General features: G+C 70.1%; 21 protein-coding genes. 4 read left to right on the top strand and 17 right to left on the bottom strand.

Going from position 1 to position 25,963, the window contains the following annotated elements:
- Positions 1-103: 103 nt before the first annotated feature.
- The 10 genes from ACNYS0_RS30370 to uvrC form a co-directional block, all read right to left on the bottom strand.
- Complete coding sequence (locus ACNYS0_RS30370; RefSeq protein ID WP_003976875.1) at positions 104-439, bottom strand: RNA polymerase-binding protein RbpA; 336 nt, start codon at positions 437-439, stop codon at positions 104-106.
- Positions 440-669: 230 nt separating this feature from the next.
- Positions 670-900, bottom strand: a complete 231-nt coding sequence (gene secG / locus ACNYS0_RS30365; RefSeq protein WP_306322637.1) for a preprotein translocase subunit SecG — start codon at positions 898-900, stop codon at positions 670-672.
- A 131-nt stretch (positions 901-1,031) separates the two neighbouring features.
- Complete coding sequence (gene tpiA, locus ACNYS0_RS30360; protein ID WP_422478029.1) at positions 1,032-1,820, bottom strand: triose-phosphate isomerase; 789 nt, start codon at positions 1,818-1,820, stop codon at positions 1,032-1,034.
- Positions 1,821-1,826: 6 nt separating this feature from the next.
- Positions 1,827-3,038, bottom strand: coding sequence for a phosphoglycerate kinase (locus ACNYS0_RS30355; RefSeq protein WP_422478027.1), 1,212 nt, complete (start codon positions 3,036-3,038; stop codon positions 1,827-1,829).
- A 167-nt stretch (positions 3,039-3,205) separates the two neighbouring features.
- Complete coding sequence (gene gap / locus ACNYS0_RS30350) at positions 3,206-4,216, bottom strand: type I glyceraldehyde-3-phosphate dehydrogenase (protein WP_422478025.1); 1,011 nt, start codon at positions 4,214-4,216, stop codon at positions 3,206-3,208.
- Between the two features lie 193 nt (positions 4,217-4,409).
- Complete coding sequence (locus ACNYS0_RS30345) at positions 4,410-7,370, bottom strand: M14 family metallopeptidase (protein WP_422478023.1); 2,961 nt, start codon at positions 7,368-7,370, stop codon at positions 4,410-4,412.
- Between the two features lie 184 nt (positions 7,371-7,554).
- Positions 7,555-8,580, bottom strand: a complete 1,026-nt coding sequence (whiA, locus tag ACNYS0_RS30340) for a DNA-binding protein WhiA (RefSeq protein ID WP_422478021.1) — start codon at positions 8,578-8,580, stop codon at positions 7,555-7,557.
- A complete protein-coding gene (locus ACNYS0_RS30335) occupies positions 8,571-9,608 on the bottom strand; it encodes a gluconeogenesis factor YvcK family protein (protein WP_422478019.1) in 1,038 nt (345 codons plus the stop codon). The genes whiA and ACNYS0_RS30335 overlap by 10 nt, the downstream gene beginning before the upstream one ends.
- Positions 9,605-10,708 (bottom strand): RNase adapter RapZ, encoded by a 1,104-nt coding sequence (gene rapZ / locus ACNYS0_RS30330; RefSeq protein ID WP_422478017.1) that lies wholly within the window; start codon positions 10,706-10,708, stop codon positions 9,605-9,607. Before rapZ ends, ACNYS0_RS30335 begins: the two co-directional genes overlap by 4 nt.
- Positions 10,705-12,801, bottom strand: a complete 2,097-nt coding sequence (uvrC, locus tag ACNYS0_RS30325; RefSeq protein WP_422478015.1) for an excinuclease ABC subunit UvrC — start codon at positions 12,799-12,801, stop codon at positions 10,705-10,707. Before uvrC ends, rapZ begins: the two co-directional genes overlap by 4 nt.
- 195 nt (positions 12,802-12,996) lie before the next feature.
- Between uvrC and ACNYS0_RS30320 the strand changes: the two genes are divergently transcribed.
- On the top strand, positions 12,997-13,947 hold the full coding sequence (locus tag ACNYS0_RS30320; RefSeq protein WP_422478013.1) for a hypothetical protein: 951 nt from the start codon (positions 12,997-12,999) through the stop codon (positions 13,945-13,947).
- 164 nt (positions 13,948-14,111) lie between these two features.
- The gene (locus ACNYS0_RS30315; protein WP_422478011.1) at positions 14,112-15,050 is read left to right on the top strand and encodes a carbohydrate kinase family protein; all 939 of its coding nucleotides are present in this window, start codon (positions 14,112-14,114) and stop codon (positions 15,048-15,050) included.
- Positions 15,051-15,191: 141 nt separating this feature from the next.
- On the opposite strand, the gene uvrA is transcribed toward ACNYS0_RS30315, so the two are convergent.
- Positions 15,192-18,188, bottom strand: coding sequence for an excinuclease ABC subunit UvrA (gene uvrA, locus ACNYS0_RS30310; protein ID WP_422478009.1), 2,997 nt, complete (start codon positions 18,186-18,188; stop codon positions 15,192-15,194).
- Between the two features lie 295 nt (positions 18,189-18,483).
- On the opposite strand from uvrA, the gene ACNYS0_RS30305 reads away from it, so the two are divergent.
- Together ACNYS0_RS30305 and ACNYS0_RS30300 are read left to right on the top strand one after the other, a co-directional pair.
- Positions 18,484-19,215 (top strand): maleylpyruvate isomerase family mycothiol-dependent enzyme, encoded by a 732-nt coding sequence (locus ACNYS0_RS30305; RefSeq protein ID WP_422478007.1) that lies wholly within the window; start codon positions 18,484-18,486, stop codon positions 19,213-19,215.
- Positions 19,216-19,224: 9 nt separating this feature from the next.
- Entirely contained in the window at positions 19,225-19,881 is a 657-nt protein-coding gene (locus ACNYS0_RS30300) for an MBL fold metallo-hydrolase (protein WP_422478005.1), read from the top strand.
- Between the two features lie 46 nt (positions 19,882-19,927).
- On the opposite strand, the gene aroQ is transcribed toward ACNYS0_RS30300, so the two are convergent.
- From aroQ to ACNYS0_RS30270, 6 genes are all read right to left on the bottom strand, one after another.
- Positions 19,928-20,401 carry a type II 3-dehydroquinate dehydratase gene (gene aroQ, locus ACNYS0_RS30295; RefSeq protein ID WP_306322556.1) on the bottom strand — a complete coding sequence of 158 codons (474 nt, stop codon included), beginning with the start codon at positions 20,399-20,401 and terminating at the stop codon, positions 19,928-19,930.
- An 83-nt stretch (positions 20,402-20,484) separates the two neighbouring features.
- The gene (locus tag ACNYS0_RS30290; RefSeq protein WP_422478003.1) at positions 20,485-21,585 is read right to left on the bottom strand and encodes a calcium:cation antiporter; all 1,101 of its coding nucleotides are present in this window, start codon (positions 21,583-21,585) and stop codon (positions 20,485-20,487) included.
- 84 nt (positions 21,586-21,669) lie between these two features.
- Complete coding sequence (locus tag ACNYS0_RS30285; protein WP_422478001.1) at positions 21,670-21,972, bottom strand: hypothetical protein; 303 nt, start codon at positions 21,970-21,972, stop codon at positions 21,670-21,672.
- 129 nt (positions 21,973-22,101) lie between these two features.
- Positions 22,102-23,091 carry a TerC family protein gene (locus ACNYS0_RS30280; RefSeq protein WP_422477999.1) on the bottom strand — a complete coding sequence of 330 codons (990 nt, stop codon included), beginning with the start codon at positions 23,089-23,091 and terminating at the stop codon, positions 22,102-22,104.
- Between the two features lie 233 nt (positions 23,092-23,324).
- Positions 23,325-25,232, bottom strand: coding sequence for a TerD family protein (locus ACNYS0_RS30275; protein ID WP_422477997.1), 1,908 nt, complete (start codon positions 25,230-25,232; stop codon positions 23,325-23,327).
- A 10-nt stretch (positions 25,233-25,242) separates the two neighbouring features.
- Positions 25,243-25,821 carry a TerD family protein gene (locus ACNYS0_RS30270; protein WP_422477995.1) on the bottom strand — a complete coding sequence of 193 codons (579 nt, stop codon included), beginning with the start codon at positions 25,819-25,821 and terminating at the stop codon, positions 25,243-25,245.
- Between the last annotated feature and the right edge of the window lie 142 nt (positions 25,822-25,963).

Raw genomic sequence — 25,963 nt, 5'->3', positions numbered from 1 at the left:
GTCCAACCTAATTGATCAGGGTGAATCGGGCCTTTCCGTGGCCACACGAAAGAGGTACGAGAAAGGGCCGGGCACCTTCTCAGGTGACCGGCCCATTCGTGGGTCAGATCTCGCCCCGCAGTTTCGCGAGCGCCTCGGCGAGGATCGCCTCGCCGTCCGCGTCGCTGCGCCGCTCCCGCACGTAGGCCAGATGCGTCTTGTACGGCTCCGTACGCGGCGGGTCCGGCGGGTTGTCCCGGTCCTGCCCGGCCGGGAATCCGCAGCGCGGACAGTCCCAGGTCTCCGGCACCTGCGCGTCGGAGGCGAAGCTCGGCTGCGTCTCGTGCCCGTTCGAGCACCAGAAGGAGATGCGCAGGCGCGGCGCGGACTCGCCGCGCTCGGCCTCGCCCATCGGCCCCGCCCCGACCCGACTTCCTCGGATCGCGTTGCCACTTGCCACGGTCGTAACTCCCTGCGTGATGGTGCCGCGAAGCGTGTCGGCGTTCGCGCTTCGCCGCGGAGCGCCTCAGTCTACGTAAGGCCCAACGCGCGTCCAGTGCTTGGAGTTACATCGCTCCCCAGACGCAAGCCCCATGATAGGCCGCGTTGTTGAGCGCGTACCGAACATGGGGCTTTACGTGGGAGATATGCGGTTGTGGCGGGCCGGCCCGCAAGAGCGGCGCCCGAAAGTCAGTTGTTGATCTTCATCAGAATGCCGAGCACCACGATGCACGCGAACCACAGGAGACCGACCACGATCGTGATCCGGTCGAGGTTCCGCTCGGCGACCGAGGAGCCGCCGACGGAGGACTGCATGCCGCCACCGAACATGTCGGAGAGGCCGCCACCCTTTCCCTTGTGCATGAGCACCAGGAGCATCAGCAGCAGGCTGAAGACGATCAGGGCGATCGAGAACCCCATAACCACGGCTGGACCAACTTCCTCGGACTTATATGTCGGACTTGCTTGGACGACGGGGCCGAAGCCCGGTAAAGAGCCTCGGCCCCGCAAGGGTACGACGTATGGCGCCTAGCGCCTACTCGCTGCCCGTGTCACTGCTCGTGGAAGCGAACGATCTTGACGAACTCGTCCGCGTCCAGCGAGGCGCCGCCGATCAGCGCGCCGTCGATGTCGGGCTTGGACATGATCTCCGCGACGTTCCCGGACTTCACCGAGCCGCCGTACTGGATGCGGACCTTGTCGGCCACGTCCTGCGAGTACAGCTCGGCGAGCTTGCCGCGGATGGCCCCGCAGACCTCCTGCGCGTCGTCGGCGCCGCACACCTTGCCGGTGCCGATGGCCCACACGGGCTCGTACGCGATGACGATGGTCTCGGCCTGCTCGGCGGGCAGGTCCTTGAGACCGCCCTCGACCTGGGCGAGCGTGTGCGAGACGTGGTCGCCCGCCTCGCGGACGTCCAGCTCCTCACCGACGCACAGGATCGGCGTGAGGCCGTGCTTGTACGCGGCCTTCACCTTGCCGTTGACGATCTCGTCGGTCTCGTCGTGGTACTGCCGGCGCTCCGAGTGGCCGATCGCCACGAAGGTGCACTTCAGCTTGGCGAGCATCGGGCCCGAGATCTCACCGGTGTACGCGCCGGAGTCGTGCGCCGACACGTCCTGGGCACCGTACTTGATCTTCAGCTTGTCGCCGTCGACCAGCGTCTGCACGGAGCGCAGGTCGGTGAACGGCGGCAGGACGGCGACCTCGACGGAGTCGTAGTCCTTGTCCGCGAGAGCGAAAGCGAGCTTCTGGACGTGCGCGATGGCCTCGAGGTGGTTGAGGTTCATCTTCCAGTTGCCCGCCATCAGCGGCGTGCGGCCCTGTACGGGAGCAGTCATGCGGGGTCAGTCCTCCAGTGCGGCGAGACCGGGCAGCGTCTTGCCCTCGAGGTACTCGAGGGAGGCGCCACCGCCGGTCGAGATGTGGCCGAATGCCTTCTCGTCGAAGCCCAGGGTACGGACCGCGGCGGCGGAGTCTCCGCCACCCACCACGGTGAAGCCGGGAGCGTCGATGAGGGCCTGGGCGACCGCCTTGGTGCCCTCGGCGTAGTCGGGGTGCTCGAAGACGCCCATCGGGCCGTTCCAGAACACGGTCTCGGCGTCGGCGAGCTTCGAGGCGTACAGCTCCCGGGTCTCCGGGCCGATGTCCAGGCCCTCCTGGTCGGCCGGGATGGCGTCCGCGGCGACGGTCGAGGGGTTGGCCGGCGTCTTGCCCTTGAGGTCCGGGAACTCGGACGAGACCAGGACGTCGACCGGGAGCACGAGCTCCACGCCGTTCTTCTCGGCGCGCTCCATGTACTCCGTGACGGTCGGGAGCTGGTCCTCCTGGAGGAGCGAGATGCCGACCTCGTAGCCCTTGGCCTTGAGGAAGGTGTACGCCATGCCGCCGCCGATGAGGAGGCGGTCGGCCTTGCCGAGCAGCTGGTCGATGACGGCCAGCTTGTCGGAGACCTTGGCGCCGCCGAGCGCGACCACGTAGGGGCGCTTGACGTCGTCGGTGAGCTTCTTGAGAACGCCGACCTCGGTGGCGATGAGGTAGCCGGCGTAGTGCGGAAGCCGCTTCGGCAGGTCGTACACGGAGGCGTGCTTGCGGTGCACCGCGCCGAAGCCGTCGCCCACGTAGATGTCGGCGAGATTGGCGAGCTGCTCGGCGAAGTCGCCGCGCTCGGCGTCGTCCTTGCTCGTCTCGCCGGCGTTGAAGCGCAGGTTCTCGATGACGGCGACCTGGCCGGGCTCCAGGCCGTCCACGGCCTCGTTGGCCGCGGGACCGACCGTGTCCTGGGCGAACGCGACCGGCTTGCCGAGCAGCTCGCCGAGGCGCTCGGCGGCCGGCAGCAGGGAGAACTGCGGGTCCTGGGCGCCCTTGGGGCGGCCCAGGTGGGAGGCGACGATCACCTTGGCGCCGGCGCCGGCCAGGGCCTGCACGGTGGGCAGGACGGCACGGATGCGGCCGTCGTCGGTGATGACGCCGTCGGCCAGCGGCACGTTGAGGTCGGCGCGGACGAACACCCGCTTCCCGTCGACCCCTTCGGCGAGAAGTTCCTCAATCGTCTTCATGGATGGGCTCCTTGAGAGGGCTGGTCGTGCACGTTCTTTTGTAAGCGGCCTTGAAGGCTGAGCCGTGGCGGCTGACGCGCGAAGGGTCCGGACTGTCGCGCGGCATCGCGCGGGTCCGGACCCTTCGCTCACATCTGAGTGCCTTGCTGCTCCAGAACCTTAGAGGTTCAGAGCTGGCCGCCGACGAAGACCGTGAGGTCGACGAGACGGTTGGAGTAGCCCCACTCGTTGTCGTACCAGCCGAGGATCTTCACCGTCTTGCCCTCCTGGACCATCGTCAGGGAGGAGTCGAAGGTGCAGGAGGCCGGGTCGCTGACGATGTCCGAGGACACGATCGGGTCCTCGGTGTAGTACAGGATGCCCTTGAGGGCGCCGTCGTCCGCGGCCTTCTTGAACGCGGCGTTGACCTCGTCCTTGGTGACCTCGCGCTGAAGGTCGACGACCAGGTCGGTGGCCGAGCCGGTCGGGACCGGGACGCGCATCGCGATGCCGTCGAGCTTGCCCTTGAGCTGCGGCAGGACCAGGGCGGTGGCCTTGGCGGCGCCCGTCGTGGTCGGGATGATGTTCTCCGCGGCGGCCCGCGCGCGGCGCAGGTCGCTGTGCGGGAAGTCCAGGATGCGCTGGTCGTTCGTGTACGCGTGGACCGTCGTCATGAGGCCCTTGACGATGCCGAAGTTCTCGTCGAGAACCTTCGCCATCGGCGCCACACAGTTGGTGGTGCAGGACGCGTTCGAGATGACGTGGTGGTTCGCCGGGTCGTACTGGTCCTGGTTGACGCCCATCACGATGGTGATGTCCTCGTCCTTGGCCGGAGCCGAGATGAGGACCTTCTTGGCGCCGCCCGCGATGTGCTTCTCGGCGTCGGCCTTCTTCGTGAAGATGCCGGTGGACTCGACCACGACGTCGACGCCCAGCTCGCCCCACGGGATGTCGGCGGGGTTGCGCTCGGACAGCACCTTGATGGTGTGGCCGTCGACCGTGATGGTGTCCTCGGTGTGCGACACCTCGGCCTTGAGGCGGCCCAGGATGGTGTCGTACTTCAGAAGGTGTGCGGTGGTCGCGGTGTCACCCAGGTCGTTGACAGCCACGATCTCGATGTCTGCACCCTGCTCAAGGAGGGCGCGGAAATAATTGCGACCGATGCGGCCAAAGCCGTTGATGCCTACGCGGATCGTCACGAACCGATCTCCTCGTTGGTACGCCGGAGTATCGACGCCGGCGAGATTTATTTGGGATGTCCCCGACCGCCTCCGACCCTACCTCCCATAAAGGCTTGGGGTGACATCGAGCGACTCTATGTAGGACACAGCGGCCCGTACTCGTGAGTAACGTACGGGCCGCTGTGTATTTCGCGGGTAATTCAGACCCTGATCACTCGCTAATTGAGCGCAGGGCCTTTCGGATGAGCGCATTTCGATCGGCGGTCCTGGTGACGTGTTCCAGGCCGAATCCGAGCAGCACCGTGTCCGGGGTGCGGATCGCGCCGTACGTCGTGAACAGGTCCTTGGCGAGCGCCCAGTCCTTCACGGCGGGCGGGCTGCCCGCGGGCGGCCCGGGCACCTTCCAGACGCCCAGCGACGCCTCGAAGTCCTCCGTCTGGGTGGCCTGTCCCCCGATGACGACGGAGGCGTTGTCGGCGCGCACGCCCTCGCCCCCGGTGCCGGGGTCGCTCACGTAGCTCAGGGACACCTCGACGGTCTTTCCGGCGTAGGCGCTCAGGTCGTACGAGACCGTCTTCCAGTCGTCCGAGGAGCCGGTGAGGCTGTTCCACTGGCCCGTGGTGCCGGTGTTGCCGCAGGCGGCGCCGTTCGGCGTCAGGTAGCGGGTGAGCGCCGGGTGGTCCTGGACGAAGAACCCGGCCTCGCACTCGGTGGGCACCTTGTTCGACGTGTAGCCGTCCCGGTCGGGCAGGGTCGTCCAGTCCTCCGCCCCGGCGGTGTGCGCCTCCAGGAGTACGTGGTCGTAGCCCGGCTCGGTGTCCCACAGGAGCTGCATCCGCAGCATGGGCTGCTGGGCCGCGGTGACCTGGCTGAGGTCGATCGTGCGGGTCAGACGCTTGTACGCGTCGTCCGTGTGGACGGCGGCCGCCATCCCCGCGCCCTCGTACTGGCCCGCTCCCGCGCTGGTGAACTTCGGCAGCGTGGCGGAGGTCGCCTCGTACAGACCCGCGCCGTTCAGCGGGTTGCCGGGGGCGTCGCCGAGGCTCGCGGCGATCCCGTCGAGGGCGCCGGAGCCGTCGAAGCGGGTCGCCACGGGAGACGCCGTGCGCGAGTAGGCGCCCAGGTAGTACTGGCTGAAGTCGTTCGTCGTGGTGTCGCCGATGTCGACGGAACCGCCCGCCTTCTCGCCGGCCTCGACGAGCTTGCCGCCCTCGTTCAGGTAGTCACGGATCGCGAGCTGGGTGGCGAGGGTCGGCCGGTCCGCGCTCGTGTAGTGGACGACCGCCTTGAAGTGACCGAGGACCGCGAGGGGGTCGGGAGCGCCCTGCTTCGCGACGTTCCAGACGACCGGCGAACGGCCCGCCGCCTTGAGCGCGTCCACGTAGGCGCCCGTCTGCACGCCCGCGGCGTCGTTCTCCGCGACGACCAGGGTGTCTCCCTTGTCGCGTGCGGCGACGGTGTAGGTGAACGGCTCACTACTTGTGCGCTTTCCGGATTTCGTCCGCCCCGTGAACCACACCTCTACCTTGTCGCCCACATCCGCGTCCTCGACCTTCGCCCGATAGGCGTCGAAGTGCAGATTGTCGTCGCCTCCGTAGGTCTCGCCGCCCTTCCAGGCGCGCAATTCCTCGTCGTGCGAACGGCCGCCATTGATGCGGTAGTTCAGCTCCTTGTCGCGGACCGACTTCCGCGCGGTCACGGAGACTTCCTGGTCCCCACCGCGCGCGTACGAAGTGGTGAACTTCGCCGGGGTGAAGTCGGGCGCCTCCATGCCGACCGAGGACGACGGCTGGTCCGGGTGCGAGGCGGTCTCGGCGACCGACATCGCGAAGGGGATGTTCTTCTCGAACTCGGCCTGGATGAGCTTCTCGTCATCCGGGAACGTGAAGATCGACGCGCAGTCGCCGGGCTTCCAGGCGTCGTTGGGGTCGACGTTCGACGCGGTCTGGCAGGTGCTCATCTCGGGGGTGAACATCGAGATGCCGTTGACGTTGCCGGCGTGCCCGTCGGCCTCGCCGTTCGTCGTGTACAGCTCCGAGGAGACCTGCGGGTGGTAGCCGGGGATCGCGGACTTCTCCGGGGTGCCGGCGAGCGCCTTGTAGAGCACGTCGTCCGGGGTCGGCGTGGCGACCTGCCAGCCCACTCCGTAGAGCAGCAGTTCGGCGGCGGAGTGGTAGTTGATGGCGTAGTCGAAGCCGACGCGCTTCTCGAAGGCGTCGAGGGCCTTGGTCTCCGGTTCGGAGCCCGGGCTCGCGCCGCGGTAGGTCTGGTTGGCGGGGTCGGGTGACGAACCCTCGTCGTCGTAGCCCCACTTGTAGGCGAAGTTGCGGTTGAGGTCGACGCCGTCGCCGGTCGTGTACTTGCCGTCGCCGTTGTTGTCGCGCATGTTCTTGCGCCACTGGCGGTTGGCCGCGTCCTTGAACGTCCAGTCGTAGCCGTCGGGGTTCGCGGACAGGACGAACCACATCTCCGTGGAGTCGACGAGCTTCTTGATGCGCGCGTCCTTGGAGTAGTTGTCCACGTAGTGGTGCATCAGGCGGCGGGTCATCTCCGGGGTGATCCACTCGCGCGCGTGCTGGTTCGACATGTACAGCACGGACGGCTTCGCGCCGTCCTTGGTCTTCTTCGCGTTCTTGCTGAGCTTGAGCGCGAGGATGTCCTGGCCCTGGACCGTCTTGCCGATGGAGACGACCTTGGTGAGGTCGGGATGCTCCTGGCCGGTACGGAGCATCTCCTCCTGGAGTCCGCCCTTGCCGCTGTACGGGCGGAAGACGCCGTCGCCCGCCGCCTTCACGCGGGCGGCGGCCGCGCTGCTCAGCTTGTGCTCGGTGAGCTCGACACCCTTCTTGCGAAGGCTGTCGGCCTGCTTGTCGGTGAGGTAGACCTCGACCTTCGCGGTGCCCTTGTCGGGGGCCTGCTCACTGAGTTCGTGGCCGTCCTGGCCGGCCTGGAGGAGCAGGGGTATCTGCTCCTTCGACACCTCGGCGCGGAACACCTTGACGGCGTCCGCGCCCTGACTGCTCTTCGCCGGACCGTCGTCCGCGTGGGCGACGGGCGCCAGTGCGGCGCCTCCCGCCCCCAGGACAAGCGCTCCGACAGCGAGGATCGATCTCGCCCGTCGCCCCGCTCCGTGTCCCGTCCGGCCCGTTCTTCGTCCCACACTTCGTCGCATGAGCCCCCCTTGCAGTTGTCTGCCACGGTTGTGGCGCGATGCCGCAGAAGCGAACAAGCGTCAGAATCGTGACCGTCCATGGTCAAGTCAAGGGGGCCTCAACTCCCGTTCACGGGCGCGAAAAAGCCGGTGGCGGCGCCCGCGATCGGGCGCCGCCACCGGCTCGTCGAAAAGCTGCCGCGGATCAGCCGGCCATGTTCTCCGCGAGGCTCCGCGCCATCTCCTCCGTCATCTCCTCGGCCATGTCCTCCGTGATGTTGGACTCCGTGCCGGGGAGGCCGAGGTCCTGGGCCCGCTTGTCCGCCATGGCCAGCAGGCGGCGGATCCGGCCTGCGACGGCGTCCTTGGTCAGCGGCGGGTCTGCGAGCGCGCCCAGCTCCTCCAGGGAGGCCTGCTTGTGCTCCATGCGCAGCCGTCCTGCCGCGGCGAGGTGCTCGGGCACGTCGTCCGCGAGGATCTCCAGGGCGCGCTGCACCCGGGCACCGGCCGCGACCGCGGCGCGGGCCGAGCGGCGCAGGTTCGCGTCGTCGAAGTTCGCGAGGCGGTTCGCCGTGGCGCGCACCTCGCGGCGCATCCGCCGCTCCTCCCAGGCCAGCACCGACTCGTGCGCACCCATCCGGGTGAGCAGGGCGCCGATCGCGTCGCCGTCGCGCACCACCACGCGGTCCACGCCGCGCACCTCGCGGGCCTTGCTCGCGATCTGGAGCCTGCGGGCCGCGCCGACCAGGGCGAGCGCCGCCTCGGGGCCCGGGCACGTCACCTCGAGGGAGCTGGAGCGCCCCGGCTCGGTCAGCGAGCCGTGCGCCAGGAACGCGCCGCGCCAGGCCGCCTCCGCGTCACAGGTGGCCCCCGAGACCACCTGGGGCGGCAGGCCCCGGATCGGACGGCCGCGGCCGTCCACCAGGCCCGTCTGGCGGGCCAGCTGGTCGCCGCCCGCCACCACTCGTACAACGAACCGCGAGCCGCGGCGCAGCCCGCCGGGCGCCATCACGATCAGCTCCGAGCTGTGCCCGAAGATCTCGAGAATGTCCCGCTTGAGCCGCCGTGCGGCCATCGCGGTGTCCAGCTCCGCCTCGATCACGATGCGGCCGCTCACCAGGTGAAGGCCGCCCGCAAACCGCAGAATGGCCGATACCTCGGCCTTCCTGCAGCAGGTCCGGGTGACGGGGAGCCGGGAGATCTCGTCCTTCACCGCTGCCGTCATCGCCATGGGCCGATCCTTCCATGCATCCGAAAAATACGGTCGTACGCGGCGGCCAACAGCTCCGGGTCGTGCCTCGGAGTGCCGTCGGGCCTGGCCACCGGCGCCAGCTCGACCGCGGCACCGAAACGCTCACGCGCGGTTTCGGTCAGGGATTCGCGATCGGGCACGGCGGCCTCGTCGGCCAGCACCACGTCCAGGGCGAGTTTAGGGGCGTGTCGTCCCAAAACTTCCAAATGACGCTGCGGGGAGAACCCCTCAGTTTCTCCGGGTTGCGGAGCGAGGTTCAGTGAGAGGACCTTGCGGGCCTTCGTCTCGACCAGCGCGTCGAGCAGCTCCGGGACCAGCAGATGCGGAATCACGGAGGAGAACCAGGAGCCCGGGCCGAGCACCACCCAGTCCGCGTCGAGCACCGCGGCGACCGCCTCCGGGACGGCCGGCGGGTCGCGCGGCACCACGTGCACGGACTGGACCTCGCCGCGGGTGAGCGCGACCGTGGCCTGGCCGCGCACCGTCTCGATGTCCTCCGGGCTCGCCGGGTCGTGCCCCTTGACCTGGGCCTGCAACTCCAGCGGGACGGCGGACATGGGCAGCACCCGCCCCTGCGCGCCGAGCAGCTTGCCGACCAGGTCGAGGGCCTGCACATGGTCACCGAGCTGCTCCCACAGGGCGACGATCAGCAGATTGCCGACCGCGTGCTCGTGCAGCTCGCCCTTGGACTGGAAGCGGTGCTGGATGACGCGGGCCCAGGTCTGGCCCCAGTCGTCGTCCCCGCACAGGGCCGCGAGGGCCTTGCGCAGGTCGCCGGGCGGCAGCACCCCCAGTTCGTCCCGCAGACGGCCGCTGGAGCCGCCGTCGTCGGCGACCGTGACGACGGCCGTCAGGTTGTTCGTGATGCGGCGCAGCGCGGCCAGGGACGCCGAAAGACCCATGCCGCCGCCGAGGGCGACGACCTTGGGTGTGGCGCCCTTGCCGGGCTTCACCGGCGAGGTTCGGCGGCGGATCCTGCTGGTGAGCCGCAGGGTGCGTCCCGTCATTCCCGTCCCATGTCGCGATGGACGACCACGGTCTCCACGCCCTGCGCGGCGAGGCGGGCGGCGAGCTTCTCCGAGGTCGCGACGGAGCGGTGCTTGCCGCCCGTGCAGCCGACGGCGATCGTCACGTAGCGCTTGCCCTCACGGCGGTAGCCGGCGGCGATCAGCTGGAGCAGCTCGGTGTAGCGGTCGAGGAACTCCTTGGCGCTGGGCTGCGAGAAGACGTAGTTCGACACCTCCTCGTTCAGGCCCGTGAAGGGGCGCAGCTCGGGGACCCAGTGCGGGTTCGGCAGGAAGCGCATGTCGACCACGAGGTCGGCGTCGACCGGCAGGCCGTACTTGAAGCCGAACGACATGACGGTGGCCCGCAGCTCGGGCTCCTCCTCGCCGGCGAACTGGGCGTCCATCTTGGCGCGCAGCTCGTGGACGTTGAGGCTGGAGGTGTCGATGACCAGGTCGGCGTCGCCGCGCAGCTCGCGCAGCAGCTCGCGCTCGGCGTCGATGCCGTCGACGATGCGGCCGTCGCCCTGGAGGGGGTGCGGGCGGCGCACGGACTCGAAGCGGCGCACCAGAGCCTCGTCGGAGGACTCCAGGAAGACGATGCGGCGCGTGACGTGCTTGGCCTCCAGGTCCGCGAGGGACTGCCGGAGGTTGTCGAAGAAGCGGCGTCCGCGGACATCGACGACGACCGCGATCCGCGCGACGTTGCCCTGCGAGCGGGCGCCGAGCTCCACCATGGTGGGGATCAGCGCGGGCGGCAGGTTGTCGACGACGAACCAGCCGAGGTCCTCCAGACACTTCGCCGCCGTGGAGCGGCCCGCGCCCGACATCCCGGAGATGATCACCAGCTCGGGGATGGCTGCGTCGGGGACGCCCGGCGCCTCGACGGACTTGCCGGTGTCCGCGGCGGCGTCCGTGCCTGTTTCCGTGTCCGCGCCGGTTTCCGGGGCCGTGCCCGCGCCTGGTTCCGTGCCTGGCTCTGTCCCTGATCCGGTGCCCGTGCTCACGTGTGCTCCGTGCTGTGGTTGCGGCTGCTGTTCTTGTGCTGCGGGGCCCTGTGGCGTGCCGCTGGTGTCGCTGCTCTCGTGGTCCTGCTCGCTCATGACTCCTGCCCCCGTCGTTCTTCCGGGGCGCCCGCGCTGACGGGTTGCCCGCCGGTCGGCACGTCCGTCGTACCGGCCGCTTCGTCTTCCTCTTCAATGATCTCTCCGGTGGCGGTGTTCACCGCCGGAGCCGCGGGCGCGGCCTGCGCGAAGGCCGCCACGATGGCCTCGGCCGTCTTGCGGCCTATGCCGGGCACCTCGCAGATCTGGTCGATGGTGGCGGCCCGCAGCCGCTTCACCGACCCGAAGTGCTTGAGCAGCGTCTGCTTGCGCGAGTCACCGAGCCCCGGCACCTCGTCCAGCGGGCCCGCCCTGAAGCGCTTGGCCCGCTTGGAGCGCTGGTAGGTGATCGCGAAGCGGTGCGCCTCGTCCCGCACGCGCTGGAGCAGGTAGAGCCCTTCACTGGTACGGGGCAGGACCACCGGGTCCTCCTCGTCCGGCACCCAGACCTCTTCGAGGCGCTTGGCGAGGCCGCACACCGCGATGTCGTCGATGCCGAGCTCGTCCAAGGCCCGCTTGGCCGCCGCGACCTGCGGCTGCCCGCCGTCGACCACGACGAGCTGGGGCGGGTAGGCGAACTTCTTGGGGCGGCCGTCGTCCTCCGTGAGCCGCGACTCCTCGACGACCGTCCCGTCGGTCCCCTCGGCGCTGTCGGCGGAGTCCGGCTCCTCGTCCGACCACTCGCGCGACTTCGCCTGTGCGGAGAGGTACCGCTTGAAGCGGCGGGTGATGACCTCGTGCATCGACCGGACGTCGTCCTGGCCCTCGAAGCCCTTGATCTCGAACCGGCGGTATTCGCTCTTTCGTGCGAGGCCGTCCTCGAAGACGACCATGGAGGCGACGACGTCGTCGCCCTGGAGGTGCGAGATGTCGTAGCACTCGATGCGCAGCGGCGCGCTGTCCAGGTCGAGGGCCCCGGCGATCTCCTCAAGCGCGCGCGAGCGCGTGGTGAGGTCGGAGGCACGCTTCGTCTTGTGCAGGACGAGCGACTGCTGCGCGTTCCGGTGGACGGTCTCCATCAGCGCCTTCTTGTCGCCGCGCTGCGGGATGCGCAACGACACGTTCGCCCCGCGGCGCTCGGTGAGCCAGGCCTGGACGGGCTCCAGGGGCTCGGGCAGCGCGGGGACGAGGACCTCCTTGGGGACGGCGTCCCCGGTCTCCTCCCCGTAGAGCTGCTGGAGCGCGTGCTCGACGAGGTCACCGCTGGTGACCGCCTCGACCTTGTCGGTGACCCAGCCGCGCTGGCCGCGCACGCGACCGCCGCGCACGTGGAAGATCTGGACGGCCGCCTCCAGCTCGTCCTCGGCGAGGGCGACGAGGTCGGCGTCGGTGGCGTCGGTGAGGACGACCGCGCTCTTCTCCATGGCCTTCTTGAGCGCCTCGATGTCGTCGCGCAGGCGGGCCGCCCGCTCGTACTCCATCTCGTCGGCCGCCGCCGCCATGTCCTTCTCCAGGCGCCGGATGTACGTCCCCGTACGCCCCGCCATGAAGTCGCAGAACTCCTCGGCCAGTTCGCGGTGCTCCTCCGGCGTGACGCGGCCCACGCAGGGCGCCGAGCACTTGCCGATGTAGCCGAGCAGGCAGGGTCGGCCCGTGCGCTCCGCGTTCTTGAACACGCCCTTGGAGCACGTGCGCACCGGGAAGACGCGCAGGAGCAGGTCCACGGTGTCGCGGATCGCCCACGCGTGCCCGTAGGGCCCGAAGTAGCGCACGCCCTTCTTCTTCTGGCCGCGCATCACCTGGACCCGCGGGAAGTCCTCGTTCATCGTCACCGCGAGGTACGGATAGCTCTTGTCGTCGCGGTACTTGACGTTGAACCGGGGGTCGTACTCCTTGATCCAGGAGTACTCCAGCTGAAGCGCCTCGACCTCCGTGGACACCACCGTCCACTCCACGGACGCGGCCGTGGTGACCATCGTGCGCGTACGGGGGTGCAGGTTCGCCAGGTCCTGGAAGTAGTTCGCCAGGCGCTGGCGCAGGCTCTTCGCCTTCCCGACGTAGATCACTCGGCGGTGCTCGTCGCGGAACCTGTACACCCCTGGGGAGTCGGGGATCTGTCCCGGCTTGGGGCGGTAGCTGGAGGGGTCGGCCATGTCAGACACCCTACTGGCGGTGTGTGACAGTTCGGGTGCCCCGCGGTGGTGGCGCCCGGCTCCCGGCGGTACGCGGCCGTCCGCGCCGCCCGACGCCTGTGCGTGGTCGTGCGACGGCGGTCGGTGTGGTGCGCATCGAGGCTTGTGGGGCGCGGGTCAACACGCTTCAATGCCGGGTGACTTGAGGCGGTGAGCATGCGGCTCGACGAACGACGCACCGAAACGGCCCGGGCGCCGAACCTGGAGACGGCGCTGCGCTCCGGCCCGTTCAGCAGCGCCCTGCGGGCCGCGATCGCCGCCCGGCGGCTCCCCCTGCACCGCGTGCGCCACCACCTGGCGCGCCGGGGCGTCCATATCGGCGTCACCAGTCTGAGCTACTGGCAGCAGGGCGCGCGGCGGCCGCAGCGGCCCGAGTCGATGCGGGCCGTGCGGGCCCTGGAGGAGATCCTCGAACTGCCCGAGGAATCGCTGATCCGGCTGCTCGGCCCGGCTCCCGAAGCGGCTGCGTCCAAGCGCCCGACCGGCCGCTCGTACCGTACGCCCACCGAGGCGTCCGGGGCCGTCGAGCGGCTGCTCGCGGAGCTGGAGTCCCCGCTGGACGGCGGGCTGCACACCATCGGGCACCACGAACGGGTACGGATCGGCGGGCACCGGCAGCTCCTCGGCAGGGACTCGCAGCAGATCGTGCGGGCGCACCACGACGGTGTCGACCGCTATATGGCCGTCCACCATGGCGGCCCGGGGTGTTCCCCCGCGGATGTGGCGGTCTACGCCATGGAGAACTGCCGTACGGGGCGGGTGCGCTGGGATGCCGGGACGGGCGTCCTGGTCGCGGAGCTGCTCTTCGACGCGCGGCTCCGGGCGGGCGACACCCATCTGTTCCACTACGGCTTCGAGGACGGGACGGCCGGTTCCGCCTCCGAGTACGTCCGCGGATTCGGCTTCGCCGGAGGGCAGTACGCGCTCCAGGTCAGGTTCGCGGACGACGCGCTGCCCGTGCGCTGCCACCGCTTCGCCCAGCGGTCGGCCGCGGGCCCGCGCGACGAGCGCCACGAACTCGTGCTGAGCGGCCCCCACCGGTCCGTGCACCTGGTGGAGCCGCAGGTGCGGGCGGGCGTTGTGGGGATCGGCTGGGACTGGGAGTGAACGTGCCCGGGTGCGGGGCTCACGTGCCCGGGTGCGCGGTGTGCGTGCCCGGTTCGGGTGAGGCGGGTGCCGCACGGTACGTCAGGCTTTAGCGTCGACGGTGCCCGGAAGGTGCCACCGCCCGCTCGCTCGTCCGTCCGCTCGTCCGCTCGAAAGGAAACACCGTGATCGTCGTCGCCGGAGAGGCACTGATCGACCTCGTCCCGCAGGGCGTGCCCACCGACGGCGGCCCCGGCACCGGACTTCCCGACCTCGCCCCGCGGCTCGGCGGCGGCCCGTACAACACGGCGGTGGCGCTCGGCCGGCTCGGCTCGTCCGTCGCGTTCTGCTCGCGGGTGTCGCGGGACGCCTTCGGGGAGGCCCTGCTCGGCGGCCTGCGGGCGGCCGGGGTGGACGTGTCCCCGGTGCAGCGGGGCGACGAACCGACGACGCTCGCCGTGGCCTCGATCGGCGCCGACGGCTCCGCCGGGTACTCCTTCTACGTGGAGGGGACCGCCGACCGGCTCTTCGCGGTGCCCGAGGCGCTGCCGGAGGGCACGCGCGCGGTGTCGTTCGGCACCTGCTCGCTGGCGCTCGAACCCGGCGCCACCGCGTACGAGGAGGTGATGCGCTCGGCCGCCGCGCAGGGCGTGTGCACGGCGCTCGACCCGAACATCCGGGCCGGACTGATCCCGGACGCGGACGCCTACCGGGCCCGCTTCAAGAACTGGCTGGCGTCGACGACGCTGCTGAAGCTCTCCGAGGACGACGCCGAGTGGCTGGGCGGCACACCGCAGGAGTGGCTGGCCGCGGGCCCCGCCGCCGTGGTGATCACCCGTGGCGGGGCGGGGCTGACCGTGCTCACACGGGACGGGCGCGAGCACTCGGTGCCGGGCGAGCGGGTCGACGTCGTGGACACGATCGGCGCCGGTGACACCGTCAACGCGGCGCTGCTGCACGGGCTCTCGCGGCTTGACGCCCTCTCCCCCACCGCGATCGCCGGGCTCGACGGTGAGGACTGGTCCCGGCTGCTGCGGTTCGCCGCGCGGGCGGCGGCGGTCACCTGCTCCCGGGCGGGCGCGGAGCCTCCGTACGCCGACGAGCTGGTGGGTCCCGCCTGGTGAGGACCGGGCGCCCGGTGAGGTGCGGGCACCCTTCCTGGTGAGATCGGGAGAAGCGGGAGAAGCGAGCCCCGAACGCGCGGCGCCCCGTGGGGAGTTCCCACGGGGCGCCTTCGCTTATCGGCCGGTGCGTCCTGGCCTTCGTCAGGCCTTGCGAGCCTTCCCGGTCGCCTTCTTGGCGGCGGGCTTGGTGGTGGTCGACTTGGTGGCCGCCTTCTTGGCGGTCGTCGACTTCGCCGTGGCGGTCTTCTTCGCCGTCTTGCGGGCGCGCGTGGCGGGCACGGCCGCGTCACTGACCCGGTCGGCGCCGAGGACGTCGCGCAGGAACTTGCCGGTGTGGCTGGTCGGCACAGCCGCGACCTGCTCCGGGGTGCCCTCCGCGACGACGAGACCGCCGCCGTTGCCACCCTCGGGGCCCATGTCGACGACCCAGTCCGCGGTCTTGATGACGTCGAGGTTGTGCTCGATGACGATGACCGAGTTGCCCTTGTCGACGAGCCCGGAGAGCACGGTGATGAGCTTGCTGATGTCCTCGAAGTGCAGACCCGTGGTCGGCTCGTCGAGCACGTACACCGTGCGGCCCGTGGAACGCTTCTGAAGCTCGCTGGCGAGCTTCACGCGCTGCGCCTCGCCACCGGAGAGCGTCGGCGCGGGCTGCCCGAGCCGGACGTAGCCGAGGCCCACGTCGTTGAGCGTCTTGAGGTGGCGGGCGATCGCCGGGACGGCCTCGAAGAAGGTGTGCGCCTCCTCGATCGGCATGTCCAGGACCTCGGAGATGGACTTGCCCTTGTAGTGGACCTCAAGGGTCTCCCGGTTGTACCGCGCGCCGTGGCAGACCTCGCACGGGACGTACACGTCCGGCAGGAAGTTCATCTCGATCTTGATGGTGCCGTCGCCCGAGCAGTTCTCGCAGCGGCCGCCCTTGACGTTGAAGGAGAAGCGCCCCGGCAGGTAGCCGCGGACCTTCGCCTCGGTCGTCTCGGCGAACAGCTTGCGGACGTTGTCGAAGACTCCGGTGTACGTCGCCGGGTTCGACCGCGGCGTGCGGCCGATGGGCGACTGGTCGACGTGCACGACCTTATCGACGAGGTCGTCGCCGTCCACGCGCGTGTGCCGGCCCGGAACGGAGCGCGCCCCGTTCAACTCCCTTGCCAGGTGCGTGTAGAGGATGTCGTTCACCAGCGTCGACTTGCCGGAGCCCGAGACGCCGGTCACGGCCGTCAGGACGCCCAGCGGGAACGACACGTCGATGTCCTGGAGGTTGTTCTCCTTCGCGCCGTGCACCGTGAGACGGCGTGCCGGGTCCGCGGGCCGCCGGATGTCCGGGATCGCGATGGCCTTCTTGCCCGCCAGGTACTGGCCGGTCATCGACTCGGGGTTGGCCAGCAGCTCCTTCAACGGACCGCTGTGCACGACCTTGCCGCCGTGCTCGCCCGCGCCGGGGCCGATGTCGACGATCCAGTCGGCGACCTTGATGGTGTCCTCGTCGTGCTCGACCACGATGAGCGTGTTGCCCATGTCACGGAGCCGGACGAGCGTCTCGATGAGCCGGTGGTTGTCGCGCTGGTGCAGGCCGATGGACGGCTCGTCCAGCACGTACAGGACGCCGACCAGGCCGGAGCCGATCTGGGTCGCGAGCCGGATGCGCTGGGCCTCGCCGCCGGAGAGGGTGCCCGCCGCGCGGTTGAGCGACAGGTAGTCGAGGCCGACGTCGACGAGGAAGCGCAGCCGCTCGTTGACCTCCTTCATGACGCGCTCGGCGATCTTCTTGTCGCGCGCGTTGAGCTTCAGCTCGCTCAGGAAGTCGGCGCAGTCGCTGATCGACATGGCCGAGACCTCGGCGATCGACTTGCCCATGATCGTGACGGCCAGGATGAGCGGCTTCAGTCGCGTGCCCTCACAGGTCGGGCAGGGCACCTCGCGCATGTAGCCCTCGAAGCGCTCGCGGCTCGCGTCCGACTCGGCCTCGCTGTGCCGGCGCTTCACGAACGGGACCGCGCCCTCGAAGGGCGTCGTGTAGCGGCGCTCGCGCCCGTACCGGTTGCGGTAGCGGACCTCGATCTGCGTCTTGTGCCCGTTCAGGAGCGCCTTCTTGGCGCGCTGCGGCAGGCCCGCGAAGGGGATGTCCGTACGGAAGCCGAGCGCGTCCGCGAGGGCGCCGATGAGGCGGCCGAAGTAGTCCTTCGTGTGCCCGTGCGACCACGGGTGGATGGCGCCCTCGTCGAGCGACTTGTCCTCGTCCGGGACGATTAGCTCGGGGTCGACCTCCATGCGCGTGCCGATGCCGGTGCAGTCGGGGCAGGCGCCGAAGGGCGAGTTGAAGGAGAAGGAGCGCGGCTCCAGCTCCTCGAAGGACAGGTCGTCGTACGTGCAGTACAGGTGCTCCGAGTACATGCGCTCGCGCTCCGGGTCGTCCTCGGGGAGGTCGACGAAGTCGAGCACGACCATGCCGCCGGACAGGCCGAGCGCGGTCTCCACGGAGTCGGTGAGGCGGCGCTTGGCGGAGCTCTTCACGGTGAGGCGGTCGACGACCACCTCGATGGTGTGCTTCTCCTGCTTCTTCAGCGTCGGCGGCTCGGACAGCTGGATCGTCTGCCCGTCCACACGCGCGCGGGAGTAGCCCTTGGTCTGGAGGTCGCTGAAGAGGTCGACGAACTCGCCCTTGCGCTCGCGCACGAGCGGCGACAGGACCTGGAAACGGCTGCCCTCGGGCAGCTCCAGGACCTTGTCGACGATGGCCTGCGGCGACTGGCGGGCGATGGGGCGGCCGCACTCCGGGCAGTGCGGCTTGCCCACGCGCGCGAAGAGCAGGCGCAGGTAGTCGTAGACCTCGGTGATGGTGCCGACCGTGGAGCGCGGGTTGCGCGAGGTCGACTTCTGGTCGATGGAGACGGCCGGTGAGAGGCCCTCGATGAAGTCGACGTCCGGCTTGTCCATCTGGCCGAGGAACTGGCGCGCGTACGAGGACAGCGATTCGACGTACCGGCGCTGCCCCTCGGCGAAGATCGTGTCGAACGCGAGGGAGGACTTACCGGAGCCGGACAGACCGGTGAAGACGATGAGGGAGTCGCGCGGGAGGTCGAGCGAGACATTCCGAAGATTGTGCTCGCGCGCGCCACGGACGATGAGACGGTCGGCCACGCCGGTCCGCACCTTTCTTGAATAAGTGACAGGGGCGGGCCCCCGTCTCTCCAGGTCTGGCTTCGCGGGCGCTCACGCCCGTGATCGAGGCGGAGCGGCCCTTGGAAGGCTGTCCTTCGAAGACTAGAGGGAGCCACTGACAACGCCGGTCGGATTCCCTCGTTGGTAACAAACTGGGCCCCGCGGAACTTCCAGGATGCCCGACGCCGCCCTCGACCATATAGCACGTACATTCGATTCACGCGGATCGTAGGCCACCTTCACCCGAACGTGTAGCGGGGCTATCGTCGGCGCCATGAGTGATCATGTGCGCGACCTGGCGTCAGTACGCGAAGCGACCGACCGGCTGCTCGCCGCGGTCGGCACCCTGGACAACGCCGCCGTGGCCGGTCCTTCACGGCTTCCGGGGTGGAGCCGCGGGCACGTTCTCGCCCACCTGGCCCGCAACGCTGACGCGCTCGTCAACGTCCTTGAGGGCCGCCCCATGTACGCGAGCGCCCGGGCCCGGGACGCCGACATCGACCGGGACGCCCCGCGCGGCCTGCGCGAGCACCTCGGCGACGTGCAGGAGAGCGCGGAGCGCTTCCAGCGCCTGGGCGCCGAGGACGCCGACTGGGCGCGCACCGTGGAGCTGCGCAACGGCGTGAAGGACCTCGCCTCGAACGTGCCGTTCCGGCGCTGGATCGAGGTCGAGCTGCACCACGTGGACCTCGGGATCGGCTACGAACTGGAGGATCTCTCCCCCGAGTTCACCCAGCGGGAGATCAACTTCCTCGCGAAGCGGTTCCGCGACCACCCCGGCCTGCCGCCCCTGCTGATCAAGCAGGACGACGGCCGGATGATCTCCACGGGGGCCGTGCAGACGCTCACCATGGACGAGATCAAGGCCGGCACGGGCCCCGCCCCCGAGCTCGGCATCGTCGTCAAGGGCCGCCAGGCCGATCTCCTGGGCTGGCTCTCGGGCCGCAGGGACGGCGGCGCCCTCACCGTCGACCGGGGCTCCCTGCCGGACCTGCCCCCGCTATAGGCTGAATCCATGACGTACAGCGGAGCGGTGAAGGTCGGCGGCCCGGCGGATGTGCACGAGTTGCAGGACCTGATGATCTCCAAGGTCGCGGTCGGACCGATGGACAACAACGCCTACTTGTTGCGGTGTCGCGCGACCGATCAGCAGCTCCTGATCGACGCGGCGAACGAGCCGGAGACGCTGAAGCACCTCATCGGCGAGGACGGCATCGCGGCCGTCGTCACCACGCACCGGCACGGGGACCACTGGCAGGCCCTCCAGGAGGTCGTCGAGGCGACCGGCGCGCGCACGTACGCGGGGCGCGAGGACGTCGAGGGGATCCCGGTGGCGACGGACGTCGCGGTCGCCGACGGGGACACCATCGAGTTCGGCCGGATCACGCTCACCGCCCGCCACCTGGTCGGTCACACGCCCGGTTCGATCGCCCTGGTCTACGACGACCCGCACGGCCACCCGCACGTCTTCACCGGTGACTGCCTGTTCCCCGGCGGCGTGGGCAACACGTGGAAGGACCCCGAGGCCTTCGCGAGCCTCATCGAGGACGTGGAGACGAAGATCTTCGGCACGCTGCCGGACGAGACGTGGGTCTACCCCGGCCACGGGGGCGACACGACGCTGGGCGCCGAGCGCCCCCACCTCCAGGAGTGGCGCGAGCGGGGCTGGTGACCCCTTGGTGGGCCGTTTCGTTTCGGCCCACCTATAGGCGGCGTTTTTACGCCTGCGCCGTGCCCGGCGCGGCGAGCGCCGCCACCCGCTCCACGCCGAACGCGTAGCCCTGCACGCCGCATCCGGCGATCACGCCGTCGGCGCGCAGCGACACGTAGGAGTGGTGCCGGAACTCCTCGCGCTGGTGGATGTTGGAGATGTGGACCTCCACCACCGGCATGCCGTCGCAGGTGTTGAGCGCGTCCAGGATCGCCACGGAGGTGTGCGAGTAGGCGGCCGGGTTGATCACGATGCCGACGTGGTTCTCGCGCGCCTCGTGGATCCAGTCGACCAGCTCGCCCTCGTGGTTGGACTGCCGGAAGTCCACGGTGGCGCCGTGCGCGGTGGCCGCCTTCACGCACAGGGCCTCGACGTCGGCGAGGGTGTCGCGGCCGTAGATCTCCGGCTGGCGCTTGCCGAGCAGGTTCAGGTTCGGGCCGTTGAGAACCATGATCGGGGCGTTGGCGAGCGTGCGCGGCACGAGGGACCTCCGTAGAAGAGCGTTTGCTCCTTGAGGGTCTATCACGGCGCCGTCACCGCCCGAAGGGGGTGGTCACAGGGCGGTCAGGGCGTGACGGCGAGTTCGATGTACGCGGCGAGGATCACCAGATGGACGCCGCCCTGCAACGGTGTGGCACGGCCCGGGACGATGGTGAGCGTCGCGACCACCATGGTCAGCGCGAGCAGCACCATGTGGGTGGCGCCGAGCCCGAGGACGAGCGGCCCGGTCAGCCAGTACGAGGCGATGGCGACGGCCGGCACCGTGAGGCCGATGCTGGCCATGGACGAGCCGAGCGCGAGGTTGAGGCTGGTCTGCACGCGGTCCCTGCGGGCCGCGCGGAGCGCCGCGATGGTCTCGGGCAGCAGCACGAGCAGCGCGATGATCACGCCCACCACCGCCTGCGGCATCCCGGCGGCCGCCACCCCGTGCTCGATCGTCTTCGAGACGCCCTTGGTGAGGCCGACGACGGCGACCAGGGCGAGCCCGAGCAGGCCGAGGCTGAACAGGGCGGTCCGGGTGCTCGGCACGTCGGCGTGGTCGTCGGCGTCGATCACCTCGCCGTGCTTGGTGATCGGCAGGAAGTAGTCGCGGTGCCGCACGGTCTGCGTCGCGACGAAGAGCCCGTACAGGACGAGCGCGGCGACGGCCGAGAAGACCAGCTGGGAAGTCGAGAACTCCGGGCCGAGCTTGCTGGTCGTGAAGGTGGGCAGGACCAGGCAGAGCGTCGCGAGCGTGGCCACGGTGGCGAGGGCTCCCCCGGTGCCCTCGGACTGGAAGACCGCCACGCGGTGCCGCAGCGCGGCCGCGAGCAGGCTGACACCGACGATGCCGTTGCAGGTGATCATGACTGCGGCGAACACGGTGTCGCGGGCGAGCGTGGAGCTCTTGGCCCCGCCGTCGGCCATCAAGGTGACGATGAGCGCGACCTCGATGATCGTCACGGCCACGGCGAGCACGAGCGAGCCGAAGGGTTCACCGACCCGGTGGGCGACGACCTCCGCGTGGTGCACGGCCGCGAGCACGGAGACCGCGAGGACCACCGCGACCACGGCGACGACGACTCCGGGCAGCTCGCGTCCCCAGGTGAACGCGAGCAGCACGACGGCGACCAGTGGCGTCGCTACGGTCCACCGCGTACTCAGCGCCCGCACTGTGGTGATCATTCATCGATGGTGCCCGTGGCGGGGTGGGGGCGCGAGTTCACGGGCGGGCGGCGCCCGGCGGGCGCGGGGCGCCGCGCGCGTACGTCACTTGAGCTCGCGCATGTCCTTGAGGTCGCAGTTGATGAAGGCCGGCGGGCGGGTGCACAGGGCCGAGAGCTGCTTGTTGAGCTCGGCCACCTCGGGGTGTTCGTTGCTGCGCATCGCGTCCTCGTAGGACTCGAACTCGATGACCGCGAGATAGCGGCCCGTGGCGTCCCGGTCCTTGAGCATCATCCGGTGCGTCGGACCGCCCTCGGTGCCCTGCATCCGCTGCTCGAAGGCCTCGAGCAGCTCCCGCATCTCGCCGAACCGCTGCGATTCGAAGTCGATGATCTGGACGAACTTCATGGGGTCCTCCCCCGTCGTGCCCTCGCGCCCCCGCGGGACGCGCTCAGGGCACAAAGAAGCACCGGGAGAGGCACGCGGCAATCGGCCGCGCACCGCTCCCGGTGCTGGTAATTCCTACGCCCGACGCCGTCAGGCCTCGATGCTGTCCTTCTTAGCCGCCTCGGCCGCGTCCCGCTCGGCCTGCTTCTTCGAGGCGATGAGGCTGGTGATCGTCGTGATGATCAGGACGCCGCAGATGACGGAGAGCGAGACCGGGATGGAGATCTCCGGTACGTGCACCCCGGACTCGTGCAGCGCGTGCAGGATCAGCTTCACGCCGATGAATCCGAGGATCACCGACAGGCCGTAGCTGAGGTGCACCAGCTTCTTGAGCAGTCCGCCGATGAGGAAGTACAGCTGGCGCAGGCCCATCAGGGCGAACGCGTTGGCGGTGAAGACGATGTACGGGTCCTGGGTCAGGCCGAAGATCGCCGGGATCGAGTCCATCGCGAACAGCACGTCGGTCATGCCGATGGCGAGCATGACGACCAGGAGCGGCGTCATGACCTTCTTGCCGTGCTGCTGGATGAAGAGCTTCGTGCCGTGGTACCGGTCCGCGACGCCGAACTTCTTCTCGATCGACTTGAGGATCCGGTTCTCCTCGAACTCCTCCTCTTCCTCGTCCGCCATGGCCTCCTTGATGAGCTTCCAGGCGGTGTAGAGGAGGAAGGCGCCGAAGATGTAGAAGACCCAGGAGAAGCTGGAGATGATCGCCGCACCGGCCGCGATGAAGATCGCTCGCAGCACGAGCGCGATCAGCACGCCGAACAGCAGCACGCGCTGCTGAAGCTGGGTCGGGACCGAGAACTTCGCCATGATCAGGATGAAGACGAAGAGGTTGTCCACACTGAGCGACTTCTCGGTGATGAAGCCCGCGAAGAACTCACCGCCGGCCTGGCTGCTCCCCCAGACCATCACGCCGACGCCGAACAGCGCGGCGAGCACGATCCAGACGATCGTCCAGATGCCCGCTTCCTTGATCGACACGTCGTGGGGCTTGCGCCCGATGAAGAAGTCGACCGCGATGAGGGCGCACAGACCGAGAACGGTCAGCACCCACACAGTCATTGATACGTCCACTACTGCGCCTCCGGCGTCGTACGGCTACTGATCAGCGTCGTCGCTGCCGGAGGTCTCTTCCACCCGAGCGCCTTGGCGCGTCTCGGGCCGGCGCCCCGGGATCGAGGCCTTCTGGCCTGTCGTCCGTACTGACGGGAACGCCGCGTTGGAGTACTCCCCTCCGCGTCAAGGAGCGTACTAGAAACACCCATGAAAGGTAAAGGGAAAGGTAAAGAGGTCACCAAGTCCGCAGGTCAAAGGCCCCTCTTCCGACGGGCTTCGGCCACTTCCGCGAGCACGTGGCGCAGGATTCCGCTGCCCTGAGGGACCGCCGGCGGCTCATACGTCCATGCGTGGCCGACCCAGGGATCGGCCAGGTGGCCGTCGGGGACGGGCGTGAGGCGCAGCAGGGCGCGCCACAGGGGATCGAGCAGCGGTCCGTACTCGGCGGCGTCCTCCCGGTCGGCGACCAGCATCAGGTGCACGCCGACCGCCGGCCCCTCGTCCGCGAGGTAGCGCAGCCGGGTGATGGCCCGGTCGTCGAAGCCGTGCGGGAAGTCGTGCACGATCAGGAGCTGCTCGGCGACGTCCAGGTCCGGCGGCAGCGCGTCCACCGCGCCCGCCCGCACCGCCATCTGTACGAGATCGACGCGCTCGGTCAGCCGGGTCAGCGTGTCCGCGACCCCCGCCGCTCCCCTGGCCGGCGCTCCGGCGAGCACGCCCGCGTCCACGAGCGGGGCGAGCGCGCCCGCCGCGGTGCCCGCCGGGTCGACGACGTGCACGCCGAACCCGCCCGCCGGGTAGGCCGCGAGCAGCCGGGCCGCGTGCAGGACGGCGGTGTGGGCGGCACGCGCGCGTAGCGCGTCCGCGTCGGTGGGGTTGTCGGCGGCGGAGGGCCCCGCGTCGATCCACAGGCCACGCTCCAGCGGCAGCCGTACGAGCATCGGGATGCGCAGCCCCGCACTCTCGCTCTCGGGCAGGCTCAGCTCCCCGACCCGGACCGCCATGGGCGTCTCCATGGGGCTGCGGTAGGCGTGCCAGCAGGGGCTGTCCCAGCCCGCGTACGCCGCCGGGAGCGCGGGCTCGACGGCCTCGGCCTCGGCGGCCAGCTGCGCCAGGTCCCGGTCGAGCGCCTCCCTCGCGCGCTCGACCAGGGAGGCGTGCCGGGCGCGGGCGGCCTCGCGCGCGGCGTCGCCCTGGCCGTCGAGGCGGCTGCGCGGGTCGGCGGAGTCGGCCAGCGCCCCGTCGAGCTCGCGCTCCATGCGGGAGTCCGCGAAGTCGACGGCGCCGCGGTACGCGGCCGTGGTGCGGGCCAGGTCCTCGAACATGCCCCACACCTGGTTGTAGAGCCGCTCCGCCAGGGACCACCCCGTCGCGTCCCCGGCGACCGGCGTCGCGGGCTGTTGCTCCGGTGCGGACGGCGCGCGGTCCCGGCGGCCTGGGTGCGTGTAGTCGATGGGGCCGCCCGGTGCCGCGGGCGGCGCGGGGGCGGCCGGAGGCAGGGCCCCGGAGGCGTGCCCCGCGGTGGCCGCCGCGCGGACGTGTGTCCCGTCCGTGGTCTCGGGCGTACGGGTCTCCGGGGTACGCGGCGGGGGCGCCACCGCGCGGTCCCCGACACGGGCGACGGCGTCGTGGACGGCACCGGCGAGGGCCTGCGCGTCCGGCAGGCCCTGGTCGGCGAGGAGGGCGGCGAGGCCTTCGGCGTAGCCCTGGCCGACGGCGCGCACCTTCCAGGCGCTGTGCCTGCGGTAGAGCTCCAGGGCGACGACGGCCGACTCCGTGTCGAGGTCGGTGATCGTGTAGCTGGCCTGCTCCGCGCCGTGCGGCCCGCTGACGGCGAGGAACGGGGCCGCCTCGCCGCCGAACCGGGCCGGCCCGCCGTCGCTCACGGGCAGCGCGAGCAGCACGGTGACGCGGTGCACGTCCTGCGGCAGCGCGTCCAGGTCGACGGCCAGGCGGTGGTCGGCCGCGGCCCGGCGCGGGACCTCGATGCCGGGCAGCACGGGTGCTCCGGGGTGGGCGATCCGGTCCGCGCCACGCACGGCGCCCCGGTCGTCGGCGAGCGTGGCGCCCGCGACGACCGGGCGGCCGGCCGACACCCGGATCTCAAGACGGGTCTGGGTGAGGGGGTGGTTCTGCCCCCTCACCAGTTCGGCCGCCATCGTGGGTCCGCTACAGGCTGGGCAGGATCGAGGGCATCAGGTCCTGGAACGTGCGCCCATGGGCCGCCTCTCCCAGAGCCGTCATCTTCCAGCCCGCGCCGTCCCGGTGCACCTTCGCCATGATCTTCGCCGTGTACTTCCCGCCGCCGTCCAGCGTGTAGCGGGCGAGCTCCTGGCCCGTCGTCTCGTCGACCAGGCGGCAGAACGCGTTCTGCACCTCCTGGAAGGTCTGCCCCGTGAAGGAGTTGACCGTGAAGACGATCTGGTCGATGTGGACCGGGACCCGCTGAAGGTCCACGACGATCGACTCGTCGTCGCCGCCCTGTCCCGCGCCGCCGACCAGATTGTCCCCGGTGTGCCGCACCGAGCCGTCGTCGCTGACGAGGTGACGGAAGAAGACCACGTCGACGGGCTGCTTGTCGGCGAAGAGAACCGCCGACGCGTCGAGGTCGATCTCGCGCGTGCGGGTGCCGAACAGGCCGCGCCGAGGGGCCGCCTGCCAGCCCAGTCCCATCCGTACGGCGGTGAGGGTGCCCCCGCCCTGCTTCTCCAGGCTGATGGCCTGACCCTTGGTCAAGTCGATGCCCACGCGCTGTCCCCTCTCGAACCGTCCCCTGTTGCCGCGCCACGTGCGCGGTTGGCCCAAACCCTAGAGGGCTGCACTGACAGCGCCGCCACCGCGGGCGGGGTTTTGTGGCGGTCTTGCAACACGCCCCCGGCACCCCGCCCGT

The organism is Streptomyces anthophorae (assembly GCF_049310305.1).
In the GTDB taxonomy this organism is placed as follows: domain Bacteria; phylum Actinomycetota; class Actinomycetes; order Streptomycetales; family Streptomycetaceae; genus Streptomyces.
Note: the sequence above shows the minus strand (reverse complement) of the source record. Positions and strands in the feature narration are given on the sequence as shown.

Excerpts from the sequence above, each read along its gene's own strand:
- uvrC (WP_422478015.1), bottom strand. The coding sequence starts at position 12,801 with ATGGCCGACCCCTCCAGCTACCGCCCCAAGCCGGGACAGATCCCCGAC.
- ACNYS0_RS30345 (WP_422478023.1), bottom strand. The coding sequence starts at position 7,370 with ATGCGACGAAGTGTGGGACGAAGAACGGGCCGGACGGGACACGGAGCG.
- ACNYS0_RS30290 (WP_422478003.1), bottom strand. The coding sequence starts at position 21,585 with ATGATCACCACAGTGCGGGCGCTGAGTACGCGGTGGACCGTAGCGACG.
- ACNYS0_RS30285 (WP_422478001.1), bottom strand. The coding sequence starts at position 21,972 with ATGAAGTTCGTCCAGATCATCGACTTCGAATCGCAGCGGTTCGGCGAG.
- whiA (WP_422478021.1), bottom strand. The coding sequence starts at position 8,580 with ATGGCGATGACGGCAGCGGTGAAGGACGAGATCTCCCGGCTCCCCGTC.
- ACNYS0_RS30335 (WP_422478019.1), bottom strand. The coding sequence starts at position 9,608 with ATGACGGGACGCACCCTGCGGCTCACCAGCAGGATCCGCCGCCGAACC.
- ACNYS0_RS30305 (WP_422478007.1), top strand. The coding sequence starts at position 18,484 with ATGAGTGATCATGTGCGCGACCTGGCGTCAGTACGCGAAGCGACCGAC.
- rapZ (WP_422478017.1), bottom strand. The coding sequence starts at position 10,708 with ATGAGCGAGCAGGACCACGAGAGCAGCGACACCAGCGGCACGCCACAG.
- ACNYS0_RS30355 (WP_422478027.1), bottom strand. The coding sequence starts at position 3,038 with ATGAAGACGATTGAGGAACTTCTCGCCGAAGGGGTCGACGGGAAGCGG.
- ACNYS0_RS30320 (WP_422478013.1), top strand. The coding sequence starts at position 12,997 with ATGCGGCTCGACGAACGACGCACCGAAACGGCCCGGGCGCCGAACCTG.
- ACNYS0_RS30275 (WP_422477997.1), bottom strand. The coding sequence starts at position 25,232 with ATGGCGGCCGAACTGGTGAGGGGGCAGAACCACCCCCTCACCCAGACC.
- ACNYS0_RS30300 (WP_422478005.1), top strand. The coding sequence starts at position 19,225 with ATGACGTACAGCGGAGCGGTGAAGGTCGGCGGCCCGGCGGATGTGCAC.
- secG (WP_306322637.1), bottom strand. The coding sequence starts at position 900 with ATGGGGTTCTCGATCGCCCTGATCGTCTTCAGCCTGCTGCTGATGCTC.
- tpiA (WP_422478029.1), bottom strand. The coding sequence starts at position 1,820 with ATGACTGCTCCCGTACAGGGCCGCACGCCGCTGATGGCGGGCAACTGG.